This is a genomic window from Aminivibrio pyruvatiphilus (genome assembly GCF_004366815.1).
In the GTDB taxonomy this organism is placed as follows: domain Bacteria; phylum Synergistota; class Synergistia; order Synergistales; family Aminobacteriaceae; genus Aminivibrio; species Aminivibrio pyruvatiphilus.
In genome coordinates this window covers 60,420-74,363 of the sequence record NZ_SORI01000007.1, presented here as the reverse complement: position 1 = coordinate 74,363, position 13,944 = coordinate 60,420, and the positions used below count along the sequence as shown (strand labels likewise).

Annotated in this window: 11 protein-coding genes; 4 read left to right on the top strand and 7 right to left on the bottom strand. The window is 60.9% G+C overall.

What is annotated here, in order from left to right:
* Positions 1–5: 5 nt before the first annotated feature.
* Positions 6–3,131: a PAS domain-containing hybrid sensor histidine kinase/response regulator gene (locus tag C8D99_RS06965; protein ID WP_166670061.1), complete on the bottom strand. Its 3,126-nt coding sequence runs from the start codon at positions 3,129–3,131 to the stop codon at positions 6–8.
* Positions 3,132–3,279: 148 nt separating this feature from the next.
* Between C8D99_RS06965 and C8D99_RS06960 the strand changes: the two genes are divergently transcribed.
* Positions 3,280–4,056: a cell division protein FtsL gene (locus tag C8D99_RS06960; RefSeq protein ID WP_133957418.1), complete on the top strand. Its 777-nt coding sequence runs from the start codon at positions 3,280–3,282 to the stop codon at positions 4,054–4,056.
* A 75-nt stretch (positions 4,057–4,131) separates the two neighbouring features.
* Here C8D99_RS06960 and C8D99_RS06955 read toward each other — a convergent pair whose 3' ends face one another.
* Positions 4,132–4,896 (bottom strand): peptidoglycan DD-metalloendopeptidase family protein, encoded by a 765-nt coding sequence (locus C8D99_RS06955; protein WP_133957417.1) that lies wholly within the window; start codon positions 4,894–4,896, stop codon positions 4,132–4,134.
* A 240-nt stretch (positions 4,897–5,136) separates the two neighbouring features.
* Here C8D99_RS06955 and C8D99_RS06950 point away from each other — a divergent pair, with 240 nt between their 5' ends.
* Positions 5,137–5,667, top strand: coding sequence for an FmdE family protein (locus tag C8D99_RS06950; RefSeq protein ID WP_133957416.1), 531 nt, complete (start codon positions 5,137–5,139; stop codon positions 5,665–5,667).
* Positions 5,668–5,697: 30 nt separating this feature from the next.
* Positions 5,698–6,204, top strand: coding sequence for a TspO/MBR family protein (locus tag C8D99_RS06945; protein ID WP_133957415.1), 507 nt, complete (start codon positions 5,698–5,700; stop codon positions 6,202–6,204).
* Positions 6,205–6,214: 10 nt separating this feature from the next.
* Here the strand turns inward: C8D99_RS06945 and C8D99_RS06940 are convergent, their stop codons facing one another.
* From C8D99_RS06940 to C8D99_RS06925, 4 genes are all read right to left on the bottom strand, one after another.
* Positions 6,215–7,150 carry a TolB family protein gene (locus C8D99_RS06940; RefSeq protein ID WP_133957414.1) on the bottom strand — a complete coding sequence of 312 codons (936 nt, stop codon included), beginning with the start codon at positions 7,148–7,150 and terminating at the stop codon, positions 6,215–6,217.
* Between the two features lie 122 nt (positions 7,151–7,272).
* Positions 7,273–9,492, bottom strand: coding sequence for an HD domain-containing phosphohydrolase (locus C8D99_RS06935; protein WP_166670060.1), 2,220 nt, complete (start codon positions 9,490–9,492; stop codon positions 7,273–7,275).
* On the bottom strand, positions 9,489–10,532 hold the full coding sequence (locus C8D99_RS06930) for an ABC transporter substrate-binding protein (protein ID WP_208321117.1): 1,044 nt from the start codon (positions 10,530–10,532) through the stop codon (positions 9,489–9,491). The genes C8D99_RS06935 and C8D99_RS06930 overlap by 4 nt, the downstream gene beginning before the upstream one ends.
* Before the next feature lie 389 nt (positions 10,533–10,921).
* The gene (locus tag C8D99_RS06925; RefSeq protein ID WP_133957411.1) at positions 10,922–11,635 is read right to left on the bottom strand and encodes a M48 family metallopeptidase; all 714 of its coding nucleotides are present in this window, start codon (positions 11,633–11,635) and stop codon (positions 10,922–10,924) included.
* Positions 11,636–11,750: 115 nt separating this feature from the next.
* Between C8D99_RS06925 and C8D99_RS06920 the strand changes: the two genes are divergently transcribed.
* Positions 11,751–13,172: a Na+/H+ antiporter NhaC family protein gene (locus C8D99_RS06920; RefSeq protein ID WP_133957410.1), complete on the top strand. Its 1,422-nt coding sequence runs from the start codon at positions 11,751–11,753 to the stop codon at positions 13,170–13,172.
* A gap of 26 nt (positions 13,173–13,198) precedes the next feature.
* Here the strand turns inward: C8D99_RS06920 and C8D99_RS06915 are convergent, their stop codons facing one another.
* On the bottom strand, positions 13,199–13,876 hold the full coding sequence (locus C8D99_RS06915; RefSeq protein WP_133957409.1) for a GntR family transcriptional regulator: 678 nt from the start codon (positions 13,874–13,876) through the stop codon (positions 13,199–13,201).
* Positions 13,877–13,944 lie beyond the last annotated feature (68 nt).

Sequence of the window (13,944 nt, the reverse complement as noted above, 5' to 3'; positions counted from 1 at the left end):
TTTTTTCAGCGGTCCAGCTCTTTTCTCATGGCCTCCGCCGTGAGGGAGAAATAAAACCGGAGCCTGGAAAACAGCTCAGGAAGCTCTTCCGGACGGCCGTTTTCCGCCTCCGCCTGGATGGATTTCGCTACTCGGCTGAGTTCCGGGGCGCACCCGTTGGAGGCCGTTCCCTTGATGGTATGGGCTATTTTCGCGCAGGCACGCACATCCTCCCTTTCAATGGCGTCGCCCAGGGCCTCCAGGTCCTCCGGCACCGCCTCCAGAAACAGTTCGAGGAGCATTTTCCCCTCGTCCCTGTCTCCCAGGAGCTTGGCGAAGAAACTGTCCCCGTCGAAAAGGGTATTTTCTTCCTTTTTCAGTTCCTCCTGCGAAAAGGGAGGCGACCCGGTATCCCGGACCGGAGTTCCCGAAGGAGGAATCCACTTGTAGAGCAGTCCCAGGAGTTCGTTCGATGAAAAGGGCTTGGGAAGGTAGTCGTTCATTCCCTTTTTCAGGCACTCCTCGGCGAACCCTTTTCCCGCATGGGCTGTGAGGGCCACCACGGGAACCTGGTGGTCCAGCACGGGAGACCCGGGATCCCGGATGAATGCGGTGGCTTCGTAGCCGTCCATCTCGGGCATCTGGATATCCATGAGCACCAGGTCGAACCGTGTCCGGGAAAGCCGTTCAACTGCCGTCCTTCCGTCGGAGGCAGTCTCAGCCAGATAGCCCCCTTTTTCCAGAAGCAGCCGCACCAGTTCCCTGTTCACCCTGTTGTCATCCACCACGAGAACGGATGGTTTCTTTACCCCCGCTTCCTTTCCGAACGCCGGAACGAAGGAACTTTGCCAGGGTTTGTCGCTCTCGCCGGCGGAATCCCCTGTCTTCAGCGACAGGACGAAGGAAAAGGCGGAACCCTTTCCGGGAGTGCTTTCCACCGACAGGCCGCTCCCCATCATCTCCACGAGTTTCCGGGAAATTGAGAGACCGAGCCCCGTGCCGCCGTACTTTCTGGTCCGGAACGCTTCCCCCTGCCTGAAGGGCGTGAAAATTTCACCCAGAAATTCTTCCGGGATACCGATGCCCGTGTCGGTGACCGAAAAGGCTATTTTTGCCTCCCCGTCTTCCCTGCCGAGGAGCCGGACCGAAAGGGTGACGGATCCCTTTTCCGTGAATTTCAGGGCATTGCTGAGAAGGTTCGTGAGTATCTGCCGTATCCGGATGGGATCCCCAATCAGGACGGCCGGGAGAGCAGGGTCCGCTTCCAGGGAGAGAGGCAGTCCCTTTTCCGCCGCCTCGGGCAGAAAGGGGACGACCGTATCTTCCAGTGTTCTGCGGATGGGGAAGGGAAGCACCGAGAGGCCGAAAGTCCCCGACTCGATCTTGGAGAAGTCGAGAAGGTCGTTGAGGACGGTAAGGAGGTGCTCGGCACTCTCGTGGATCATCCCGGCAAGATTGTGCTGGGACGGGTCGAGAGGTGTCTGCAGAAGAAGTTCCGACATGCCGAGGACGCCGTTCATGGGCGTCCGGATCTCGTGGCTTATGTTGGCCACGAACTCCGATTTGGCAGCGCTCGCCCTTTCTGCCTCGTCCCTGGCGGCCCTGATCTCTTCCTCTGCGTTTTTTCTCTCGGTGATGTCCTCCCCCACGGCCTGGAGGAACTGGAGCTTTCCCGATGAGTCGAAGAAAGCCCTGTTGATCCAGCGCTGCCACCGCAGGGAACCGTCGGGGGCGAACACCCTCTGCTCCATGGAAAAGGACGGTTGTTCCGGAGAGAGAGAAGAACGGGTTTTCTCCACTGCCGCCCGGTCGTCGGGATGAAGGAAATCCAGGAAGGAAACTCCCAGGATATCCTGGTGTTCCCTGCCGAACCACCGGCAGTACGCGGAGTTGGCGTAGAGGATTGTACCGTCGGGAAGGATGGTGGAGATGAGGATCGGCATATCCTCGGCCAGGGACCGGAACCGCTTTTCGCTCTCGGCCAGGGACTGGGAAATCTCCTTGAGGGAGGTGATGTCGTACCCGCACCCCACGATGCCCTCCACGTTTCCTTTTTCATCGAGGATGGGGCTCTTGGTGATCCTGTACCAGAATTCCCCTCCGCGGCCCTCCACCCGCCGCTCCCGGTCCCGGAGCGGCCTGCCCGTGCGGAGCACTTCCCTGTCCTCCTCTCGGGCTATGGATGCGGCGGGCTCACCAAGGACACCGAAGGTCGTCCTGCCGATAATGTCCTCGTTCCGCAGGTTCCGGAACTCCGTGAAGGCCCTGTTCCCGAAGGTGTACCTTCCCTCCCTGTCCTTCAGGTAAAGATGGACGGGAACGGCGTCGAAGATCTGCTGCCTCAGCTCCAGTTCGGAACGGACCTTTTCCTCCAGCTTTTTCCTTTCCGTGATGTCCTCCAGGAAGCCGTCGATGTACAGGGGCTCCCCGTCCGGAGAAAAGACGCTCCGGTGGTACAGGTGCACGTGGATGGGGGAGCGGTCCCTCCGAAGAAAGACGGTCTCCCGTTCCAGCCACCGGTTCGGATTGCTGCGCAGATGGTCCACCACCCCTTTCCGGGCTTCCGGCTCGGCATAGTGGACCGTTGCCGACGTCCTGTTGACTTCCTCCATGAGGACGGCGGGGGAAGGGTAGCCGAGAATCCGGGCGTGGTGGATGTTGGCCGAGAGGTATTTTCCGTCGAAGGTGACCCTGTACATGCCGATGGGGGCGTTCTCCACCAGTTCGATGTAGCGGTTTTCCAGATCGACGTAACTCTTCTCCTTTTCTTTTTCCAGGGTGATGTCCCGCTCGCATTCGAAGACCGCGCACACAGTACCGGATTCGTCTTTTACGGGAATCCCGCGGGAAAGGAAAACTTTTCCGTTGGAGATGATAACCCTTTCCCCGGGTTCACCGGTGACGAGGGCTTCATGGACGGGGCAGCCGCCGCACGGGGCGGAGGAGCGGTGGTGGAGGGAATGGCAGGTCATGCCTATAAGGTCCTCTCTCGGTTTTCCTGCCCGCCCGGCCATGGACGAAGAAACCCAGAGGTACCTCATGTTCGTGTCCAGGAGGGAGAGTTCGTGCCCCAGGGAATCAAGCAGGGGCTGAACGGCCAGAATGCCGGAAAGCACTGTGTCGGGCTGCCGGGAACGGTTTTCTTCCATCATGATCCCACCCTTCCAGCGGAGAAGTATTGAAATTCTACCTGAAAATACACTCTTCTGCACGAAAACAGGGTTTTCCGCAATGGGATTTAACATTGAAAGAGGGTATAATGACTGATCATACCTGATGAATATGGAGGAGGCGGCAGCGATGGAAAAGAAAGGGAGAATTCGCTTCTTCTCGTGGATTGCCATGACGGCTGTTTTCCTGGCCTTTGCGGGAGGTGCGGCGGCGGAAACGGTGGAAAAGCGGTTTGAGGATCTTGTCCTCCGGTACGGCGCCCGGACCGAAGCCAGGGCAGGGGCCGCGGAGTACCGGGACGCTCTCGAGTCCCGGGCCGACAGGATGTCGCCCTACGAACTCTGGCGGTCCCTTTTCCGCCCCGGGACGGAGCCGGAGAAAGGGGCGGCAAACGCCCTCTCCCTTCTCTCCCTTCTTGTGAAGGACGGGGATCCTGCCCTGTGGGACACAGCCTCCGGCTTCTTCTACCCTTCCGAGACGCCGAAACCCCTTGCCGCTGCCGATGCGGTCTACATGGCAGCCCTGTATCTCCTCCGCATGGAGGAGGACATGGCTGGTCACCTGGCGGCCTCTCTCTTCGAAGGACTTCTCCAGTCGTCCCGGGCAAAGCACTTCTTTCTCACCACGGGACCGGCGGAGTACGATACCCTGGCGTCGGAAATGACCGCCCGTGGCCTTCTTCCCTCCTTCGGAAAATGGCCGGAGAGCACCGTGGCGGGCACGCTGCCTTTCGCCGCCCCGGTCCGCGGCTGGGTGACCTATGGAAGAGCCCTTTCGGAGGATATGGTCTTTCTTGACGGCGCGGGGAGCCCTCAGTCCAACGGAAGGTACGCCTGGGACCGGAAGAGGGGAAGGATCTACGCCGTGGTGGAGGAAAGGGATCCCTTCTTCATTCCCTGGGACTGATAACAGAAAACCCCGGACAGGTCCGGGGTTTTCTGTTATTGACGAAAAAAGCGGGGGAGGTGCCTGCCGCTTCAGTCACTTCGGCAGGTATTTTTCGGGATTCACTGGTTTTCCGTTGACCAGAACGCTGAAATGAAGGTGATGGCAGTTTGTCCGTCCGGTTTTTCCCACCTTGGCGACCGGCTGTCCCCGACGGACCCAGGCTCCTTTTTTGACGAGGTTGGTGCTGTTGTGGCTGTACCGGGTGACGAACCCGTTGCCGTGGTCGATGGTCACTGTATTCCCGAAACCGCGGATGACACCTGAAAAAATGACCCTTCCCGACCGGACGGCCAGAATGGGAGTTCCCGGCCTGGCCGGGATGTCGATGCCGTCATGAAGCCTGCCTCCTCTTTTCCCGAAGGGTGAGGTCACCCTTCCCTCGAGAGGCCTGATCAGGGGCTCGATTCCGTCTGCCAGGTCCGCTTCCGCTTTTTTCGGCGGAGGGGGCGGAGGAAGGGGTTCTTCGATGCGGATCAGCGGAACGAGGGTTTCCCCTCTCTGGCGGGCCCTGTACTCCGCCATGGTGGCCAGGAGATCCGAATCCTTCCTTGGAACGAGCAGCTTCTCGCCGGGGAGGACGTCATCCTCCCGGACGGACAGTTCGTTGGCCCGTTCGATGGTCCGGGGGGATACGCCGTATCTTCCCGCGATGAAGGCCACGGATTCACCGCTGCGAACCGAATGTTCCACCCACGGAAGGGAATTGGCCGAAACGGCCGGAGAAAAGGAAAGAACTGCAAGAACGGAAAAAAAGAATGAAAGAACGGATAAGAAAGCGAAACGCCGGAAAAAAGGCACAGGATCGCCTCCCTCGATAAGGATGCATTACCGATGATTACGTTATGGTATCGGACAGGCGGCGGGTTCTTCTCAGTAAAATTACTGATTTTGTTTTTTTCTCTTTCCCGGAGAAAAAAAGAGAAAAAAACTGTGAAAATCAGAAATTCCGGGTGGCGCCCGGTAAAAAGGTGATACAATGATGCTACGAAATTTTAAAAACGTGGCATTACACCCCGAATGATTTCAAGGAGACCAACAATGGATATAAACGATTTTCCTCTTCCCGAAGAACTGAAACCCCTTGTGGATTTTCACGGGCATTTCTGCCCCGGCGTGCTTATCGGGTGGCGGGCCTCAAATCTTGCCCTGAAGCTTCTCGGCATGTCCCGCGACAGGGACGAGGAGATGGTGGCCGTGACGGAGAACGACGCCTGCGGCGTGGACGCGGTGCAGTTCATCCTCGGATGCACTTTCGGCAAGGGCAATCTCCATTTCCGGGACTACGGCAAGCAAGCCTTCACCGTTTTCAGGCGCTCCGACGGCAAGGGGGTCCGGCTTGTCCTCAACGCCCCGGAAAGGGAGCTCACGAGGGAGGAGTCGGCGGCGCGACTTCTGGAGGAGGCCGATGAAGTTCTGTTCACCGTGGGGGAGCCGAAGGAACCCATGCCCGAAAAGGCCGTGATCAGAAAATCGGGGGTCTGTGCCCTCTGCGGCGAGAGAGCCATGGAAACGCGGCTTCTTTCCCTTCCTGACGGCCGGACCGTGTGCATTCCCTGTTCCGGGACGTGATCCCGGTCCGTTGGCAAGGAGGGGCGAACAATGATTGAAAAACGACGGGTGACCGGGTTGAAGGACGCTGCCGGGCTTGCAGGCTGGATTGCCCTCTGTTTCGCCGCCGCGGCGGCCGGTGGGGCGGCGACGGCGGCCGCACCCTCCTTTTACGGGGAGCTGTCCAGGCCCTCATGGGCCCCTCCTGCATGGATTTTCGGCCCCGTATGGACGGTCCTGTACCTGATGATGGGGCTCTCCGCATGGACGGCCTGGCGGGAGAGGGGGTTCCGCGAAGCTCCCGCCGCTTTCGGCCTCTTTTTTCTCCAGCTCGGGGCAAACGCCCTCTGGAGCTGGATATTCTTTTTCTGGCGGCGCGGGGCCCTTGCCTTCACGGAGATTCTCCTGCTTTTGGTTCTCCTTGCGGCCACCATGGAACAATTTCGCAGAATACGCCCGGCGGCCGCGCTGCTGCTGGTTCCCTATCTCGCCTGGACCACCTTCGCCGCTGTCCTCGCCTATTCGGTCTGGAGGCTGAATCCGGCGCTCCTCGGATAAATCTTTCCTGTCAGCGGATCCGTGCCGAGGGGGTTCCTCCGTCGGGCACCAAAAGGGTTGTCTTTCCTTCCGGCAGGGTGCCCCGGAAGACGGCGAAACCCGAGCCTTCTCCGCTGATCTCCTTCTCCGTGTACCCGTAGAACAGGAAGTCCTTCCCTCCCGGCAGCCATGCCGGGCCGATGGCGCATATGCGGTCGCCGGTGATCCGGCGGGTCGTCCCGTCGGCGGGGGTATGGAGGAAAAGGGCGGAGATGAGACCGTCGCCGCTTTTCAGCCAGTCGGACGTGTCCTTCACTTCACCGTCGAAAAGCCAGCGGGTTCCGTCGGGAGAGACGGCGAAGCGGATGGCGCTGGTGGGCATGGCTTCGCCGAGAATCTCCGAGAACCTCCGGAGGGCCGCCGTGCGTCCCGTCTCCACGGAGACGCGGAAAAAGTTCTCCAGGTCGTGGCAGTAGACCGAGGCGCTGTCGTCGGACCAGAAGGGAGAGTAGACCCCCTTCAGTTCGGGAGCGAGCACCCGGAAGGTTCCGTCGGTGAGGGTGAGGAGCCCCAGGACCCAGTCGGACTGCTCCGGGTCCCAGTGGTTGAAGACGATCATGGTTCCGTCGGGGGACCACCTCGGACCGTAGCTGTTCTCCCCGGGGATGACGGACCTGTAGTTTCTCGATTTCGCGGTGGAGATGGTGTACAGGCCGATCTGCCTTCCGCCCCCGTCCTTTCCCGTCGCGACGGTGAAGGCCACTTCGGTTCCGTCGGGGGAGATCTCCGGATCGTATCCTTTTCTAATAAGAGCCGGGCTGTTTCCTTCCGTGTCGGTGAGGAACAGCCCGTCACCCCTTGAAAACACAAAGGGAACGGGACCGGTTGCCTCCGGCGAGCCGGCGGAGGGTGCAGGCAGGACCAGAATGCAGGCGAGCGCAAGGATTAAGAGCGTTTTTCCCTTCATGGACGGACCTCCTCCCAGAGTTCTTTCCGGAATTCTGTCATTCCATGATACAGGAAAGAGCTTATTTTGAAACAATCCGGGCGGGAATGTGGACAGTGTGGGAAGGTTATCCACAAAAAACTTCAGGAACGGTCAGGAGAAAGCTCCCGCTCCCCGGGAGAGAACTCCCTGTCCTTCATGGTTTCGAAAATCTCCCTGAAGGTTCCGCTCCGCCTGATGAAGGCCAGGAGGACTTCCGGAGAGAAATGACCGGGCTCCACCCTGCCGTCGCCCCTGGTGATGATCTCCACCGCCTGTTCGTGGGAGAAGGGGGGCTTGTAGGCCCTGGACGACCGGAGGGCGTCGTACACGTCGGCCAGGGCGGTGACCTGTCCCTCCCAGGGAATCTGCCTGCCTTTCAGGCCTCTGGGGTAACCGCTTCCGTCCCATTTTTCGTGGTGGGTGAGGCAGATCCTCCTGGCCATGGCAAGCCACGCCGCGTCGCCGAGAATATCAGCGCCCCAGGCCGGATGGCCCGTGATGACCCTGAACTCCTCGGCGGTGAGAATGTCCGGCTTTGAGAGGATCTCCCTCGGGACCTTGAGCTTGCCGATGTCGTGCAGCCTCGCGAAGAGGGCTATTTTTTCCTGTTCCGCATGGCTTTTGCCCAGCTCTCCCGCGAGAATCCGGCAGTACTCCCCGATGCGGGCGATGTGGTTTTCCGTCTCGTCATGGTAGATCCCCGTGACGAACTGGAGCTTTTCCGCGAGGTAGGAGTAGGATGCCTCCACCTCCCGGCGCATCTTCTCTCCGTGGACAAGCCCGCCGAGGTAGGAGGCCACAGGAACGAGGGTTTCGATGAGGAAGGGATCCTTCTTCGAGACCCGGTCGAAGGCGATCTCCAGCACTCCCTCCTCCTCCCCGCTCTGGAAGAGGGGAACGAGGAGCTCGCTTTTCACGGAGGGGTGTACGGGGCTTGCCGAAGGGTGCCGGGAAATGTCCTCCACCCACAGGGGGGCGCCGGTGAGAACGCTTTCCGTGGCGGCAATGCCGTTCTTCGGGATGGTGAAGGGGGCGAGTTCGCCGTTGTACCCGCTCGACGCGGTGAGCCGGTAGTGGTCTCCCTCCACTGACGAGAGGAGCACGCCGAAGGCCCCCACGTCCCTCCGTATGGTGTGGAGGGTGGAGGAAATGGCCTGGTGGGAATCCTCGCTCCGGGCGAAGGTGTGGGAGAACTCCAGGGTTCTCTCCCACAGGGCCTCCCTCATGACGAGGCGGTTGTTCACATTCTCAAGCTCCTGGTTCATGGCCTCCGTCTCCTCGTTGAAGGCGGTGAGTTCCTCCTGCTGCTGGGAGATGACCTGGAAAAGGTTCCGCAGATTGCCGGTGAAGGCGTTCATCTCGAGGACGAAGGTTTCCTTCAGGTCGGCGAAGCGTCTCGAAAGGGAATACATGGCCTCGGCGGCCCTGATGTGGTCCCCTCCCTCAAGGTCTCCCAGCCTGGCGCTCATGTCCTCGGCGAGGGACGTGATGTCCCTGATGCTGCTGTAGATTCCCCGTCTCCAGACGAACCAGATGAGGAAAATGGCCAGCAGGGCGGCCACGGTGGCGGAGCCGGAGAAGGCGGCGCCGTACATGGCGCTGCGGATAAGGCTTGACAGGGGATAGACGAGACTCAGCTGAAGACCGTAAAGAAAGGGTTCCTGCCGGAGGACCACCCGCTCGCCGTAGTGTGACGGGAGGAGGGACCAGGCGCCCTCGGCGCTTTCTTTTCTGGCCACGAGGCCCCGGGCGCGGATGTGGGAGACCAGGCCCGGCGACTCTTCCCCGGAGCCTGTCCAGACCACCGATCCCGTGGGGGTGGAGAGGACCGGAAGGATGTCCGGCGTCCCCGCCACGTTCAGCTCGTTGAGATCCAGGTCCAGGGCGGCGAACACGGTTTTTCCGTCCACGGTCATGGTGCCGGTGAGAAGGTTCCTCCCGAACTGGTCGAGGAGATCGTTCATTTTCCAGCCGGGAGCGAGGATTTCACGGGGAAGGATCATCCCCTCGGGCAGCCAGCCCTTCAGGACGGAGGCAATGGCGCTGTCTTCCATAACGGCGGCCAGGAGCACGCCGTTTTCCCTGTCGGGGGATGACCATCCCCTGACGAGCCCCCGGACGGAGGCCTCTCCCCGGCGGACCTGCTGCTTCAGAAAGTGGGAGCCCACCCTGGTAAAGGTCTCCCCCCGCTCGGTGAACTCCTGAAGCTGGGAACTGATCCGGAAGTAGGCGGTGAGCCCTCCCTCGAGGAGAATGATGCACAGAAAGAACAGGAGAATGGCGGTGAAAAAGCCGCCGAGGGAAATGGTCTTCCGTTTCATCGCGGGATTTCTCCCGGAGTGACGGAGGAAAAACGGGGGGAGGAAGACCCGGAGACGGGAATCCATCCCTGTTTCGTCAGGGAGAAGATTCCCTGGGGCAGGGGCAGGTCGCCCCCGGCGTCGAGGGATGCAGGCCCGGCGGAAGATTCAACCCGCTCCAGTCCGGCCATGGCGCGGGCCACGGCCCCGGCATCCGTCGTTCCCGCCCGGTCAAGGACGGCGTCGAGCATGGCAATGGCGTCGTACCCGATGGAGAGGGTGATGGGGGGGATGTGTTCCCCGTAGGTATCAGCCACGAAACCGGGGAAACCGCTTCCTCCGGGGAACCATTCCCGGGGAAGGACGGCGGCGGTGAGCAGTCCTTCACCGGTATCGCCCGCGAGGAGGGGTGTCCGGTGGGATACGGCCCTGTTGGAAGCGTAGACAGGCAGCCCGGGCGTTCTGAGGCGGAGCTCCCTGAGGGCGATGGCAGCCAGCCAGTCGGGCAGGACGAGGAGCATGGCGTCCATCCCGGAGGCGACCCGTCCGAAATCTTCGATCTGCTTGTTCAGGTCGCCGCTGAAAATCATGGTCCTCCGGGGAGGAGCACCGGCTCCTGCCTCGAAGTCCCGGATGAACTCCTGTACGTAGCCGCTCTCGAAGCCGCTCACGATGGCGGAATAGTTTGTCATGCCCCGCTTTTTAGCCTCCGATCCAAGAGAACGGCCGCCGCTGTCCGGCCTGGGCCGAAAGACAAGATCGTCCCCCTTGGCGAGGAATGATCCCGGTGCGAGGGAGATGACGGTAATCCCGAAGCGGTTTGAGGCTTCGGAGAGAAGGGACGGGGATGGCACGGAAATTCCCCCCACCACGGCCGAGACGTTCCGTTCAGCGGCTGTCCGGAGGGCGGAGGAGGGGTCGGTCTCCGAAAGGAGGACCGGCTGAAATTTTCTGGAGGATGAGCGGGAATTGAAATATTCCATGGCCAGCACCACGGACTGGAGGGCCTGCCGGGAAACCACCGCTCCGGTAGTGTCCCGCTCGTCGAAGAGAAGTGCCACCGGCACAATCTCAGGCGTACCACGCCAGAGAAAAAGTGAAATTATACACAAAAAAGCCGCGGAAAAAACTACCCAGCGCTTTGTCACTACCCCGCCTCCCGGGTGGATGGTGCCCCTCCTGGAAAAGGTACAGGATCCATCGGGAGGGACCGGTACAGACCACGGTATTTTATCATTATATGAAACAGTATTTCAAGAAAAAACAAATAAATAAAAAATATAACAGCGCTGAATATAATTCATCCTGCTGCGGGCGCCCCGTTCCGGGGCAAAGGGCTGCAGGGCAGTATGAGTAAACGGTTAATATCCTGAGATGCAGATTTATTGTATCAGAATGAGCCTCTTTCGCAATTGGCCCGCAGAATTTTTGAGCGGAAAAGATAATTTTTTCAGACGAAAAGAAGGTCCTTCGCCCGTTCCCGGAGTTCCTTTCTTCGGTCCTTCCATTCCGGGAGGACACTTTCCAGCAGAGAGTAAAATCCCCTGCCGTGGTCCGGATGGACGGTATGGCAGAGTTCGTGGAGCAGCACGTAGTCGATGCAGTCGGGAGAAGCCTTCACCAGCAGGGTATTCAGGGTGACGACACCTTTTCCGGTGCAGCTTCCCCACCGGGAGCGCATGGTCCGGATCCGGAGGGGCGGCTCATCCTTCAGAAAAGAAGAGCACATGGGAAGACACCGCTTCATGGCGAGGGGAAACTCCTCAGCGGCCTTGAGGGAATACCACCGGTTCAGAAGCCCGGGCAGGGACGCCTGGGGCTCCGTGCCCTTGCGCAGGGTGACCCGCAGGGTACCGCCCTCGATCAGGGCGTCAAACCGTTTCCCCTCCCTGATATCAAGCGGGTAGATTTTTCCCAGAAAGGGGATCGGGCTTCCCTGCCCCAGGGGAGCACGGGAAACGGGGGCGGGGACGGAGCGGAAATACTCCAGTTTTTTCAGTATCCACTCCCTTTTTTCCTCTACAGCCCTGTCCACGGCGGCCCGGTCCAGAAACATCGGAGCCTTCACCGTCACCCGGCCGCCGGGGTGGACTGAAATCTGCAGAGTTTTCCGGCTGCTGAATTCCACGCCGTAGGGGGGAAGCCTGTCCTGAAAATCTGCCACGGGGAACCCTCCTTCGCTCTTCTTCCGGACATCCTACCATTTTTTATTCCCGCCGGCACCCTCCTTCTCTGGTATAGTGGTCTTCCGGAAGCTTTACGGAAGGGGATGGACGGGCATGGCGAAAGAGGAACAGCAGGGCGACATTTCCGCTGCCGGGGCGCTGACCGCCCTCGGCGGCATCCTTGCCATCCTCGCCGGGGGCACCCTGGCGTTCGGAATTCATATCGCCGTGCTGCTGGCCCTCTGCGGGATATTCACCACGGCTTTTTTCCGGCTGCAGTACGGCTTCGGGTGGAGGCTCCTCTTCGTCGACGGAGTGCTCCCCATGTTCTCCCGGGCGTCCGGGGCCCTTGGTATCCTTCTCAGCGTGGGGCCCCTCATCGCCGCATGGACCCTCTCCGGCACCATTCCCTACCTTGTCTCCACAGGGCTTGATCTTCTCACTCCCCGGATTTTCCTGCCCGCGGCCTTTCTCCTCTGCTCCTTCGCCTCCCTGCTCACGGGCACGTCCTGGGGTACTGCGGCCACCTTCGGCGTAGCCCTCACCGCCGTCGCCGGCGGCCTCGGCATTCCCGCCGCCGCCGCCGCCGGGGCCATCGTGGGGGGCGCCTACTTCGGCGACAAGCTCAGTCCCGTCTCGGACACCACGGTCCTCGCCGCCGCTGTGGCGGAAGTGGACGTCATGGACCATATCAGGTCCACCCTCTGGACCACCATCCCCGGAGCGGTCCTGAGCGTGGCCGTCTACGCCGCGGCGGGGTCAGGGGCCGGAGGAGCCATGGACATGGCTGGAATCGCGGCAATGACATCGGCCCTTTCTGGACGGTTTTTCCTCAGCCCCGTTCTGCTCCTTCCTCCCCTGGTCCTTTTGGTCATGGCATGGAAACGGTTTCCCACCCTGGCGGCCCTGTGGACATCCGTGGGGCTTGCCCTCCCCCTGGCCCTGTTCCAGGGGTACGGCCCATGGGAGATTTTGGCCGCCATGGCCGCCGGTCCCCGGGTGGTCACCGGAAACCCGGCGGTGGACGACCTTCTCGGCAGGGGAGGGCTGCTCTTCCTGGCAGGGGTGGCCGCAGTGGTCTGCGCCGCCTATGTCTTCGCCGGGCAGCTTGAAGCCACGGGAACCTTCCGTCGGGTCAGCGGCCTTCTCCAGAGGCGGTTCATCGGCCGCAGCAGGGGAAAATTCGTCCTCTCCGTCTCCCTCACGGGGATGACGGTGGCCGTCGCCACGGGAAACTCCTACCTGAGCGAGATCCTCCCCGGTACCATGTTCCGGCGCCTCGCCGACGAGATGGACATCTCCAGGAGGGTTCTCTCCCGCACCCTGGAGGACTCGGGAACGGTGGTGGTCCCTCTCGTTCCGTGGTCTGCCGCTGCGGTCTACATGTCAGCGGTGCTCGGCGTTTCAGCGGGGGAATATCTTCCCTGGGCGGTGATATGCTACTCCGGCGTGCCGGCGGCATGGCTGTTCGCCTTTTCGGGGATCGCCCTCTGGCCGTCGGACCGGCGGGAAGAAAAACAACGCCCGGGGCGATGAGCCCCGGGCGTTGTGTTCGTGCCGGATCAGGACATTCCTTCGAGGGGTTTCTTCGGGAACAGCAGGTGGTTGTAGCTGCTGAGGATGTGGTCCCTCATGGCGGCCTCGGCGGCGCCGGGGTCCCCCCCTTCCACGGCGTCCACTATCTTCCTGTGCTCCAGGTAGCTCAGGCGCTTCGTGTCGTAGTCCGACTCCAGGCAGTAAAAACTCATGAAAAACAGGACGTACAGGTTCGACCTCCAGTAGAGCTGCCGGATATACATCTTCATGTAGGGATTGTCCGACGAATCAGCCAGGAGCATGTGGAAGTCTTCGTTCAGCTCCGCATATTCCCCCTTCAGGTTGGCCCTGAAGGTCTCCTCTTCCCGGGCGTTGATCCTCCGGAGCTCCAGGACCGTTTCTTTCGAAGCTGAGCGGGCGCAGAGCATGGCGGCCTTGCTTTCCAGGATTCCCCGCATGAAGAAGACGTCCTCGATGTCCTTGGGCGTGAGGAGGGGAATCTGGTATCCCCTCGATCCCTCGGACTTGACGAGAAACCCTGTGGACGCGAGCTGCCCCAGGGCCTCCCGCACGGGGGTCCTGCTCATGCCGAGTTCCCTGGCGAGGGCCGTCTCGAGAAGACGCTCGCCTGGGGAGAAGCGGTGGGCTGCAATAAGACGGACGATCTCCCTGCCGGCCTTGTCGGTAGCTGAAAGAGATTCCATGACCACGGATCACCTCAAAAGCGCATCGGATAAAAAGAGCTGCCCATGAGTGTACCAGATATTCCGGA

Bases quoted from the DNA above. Each gene is read 5' to 3' on its own strand.
- C8D99_RS06960 (WP_133957418.1), top strand. From the start codon at position 3,280: ATGGAAAAGAAAGGGAGAATTCGCTTCTTCTCGTGGATTGCCATGACG.
- C8D99_RS06935 (WP_166670060.1), bottom strand. From the start codon at position 9,492: ATGAAACGGAAGACCATTTCCCTCGGCGGCTTTTTCACCGCCATTCTC.
- C8D99_RS06915 (WP_133957409.1), bottom strand. From the start codon at position 13,876: ATGGAATCTCTTTCAGCTACCGACAAGGCCGGCAGGGAGATCGTCCGT.
- C8D99_RS06965 (WP_166670061.1), bottom strand. From the start codon at position 3,131: ATGATGGAAGAAAACCGTTCCCGGCAGCCCGACACAGTGCTTTCCGGC.
- C8D99_RS06945 (WP_133957415.1), top strand. From the start codon at position 5,698: ATGATTGAAAAACGACGGGTGACCGGGTTGAAGGACGCTGCCGGGCTT.
- C8D99_RS06950 (WP_133957416.1), top strand. From the start codon at position 5,137: ATGGATATAAACGATTTTCCTCTTCCCGAAGAACTGAAACCCCTTGTG.
- C8D99_RS06940 (WP_133957414.1), bottom strand. From the start codon at position 7,150: ATGAAGGGAAAAACGCTCTTAATCCTTGCGCTCGCCTGCATTCTGGTC.
- C8D99_RS06920 (WP_133957410.1), top strand. From the start codon at position 11,751: ATGGCGAAAGAGGAACAGCAGGGCGACATTTCCGCTGCCGGGGCGCTG.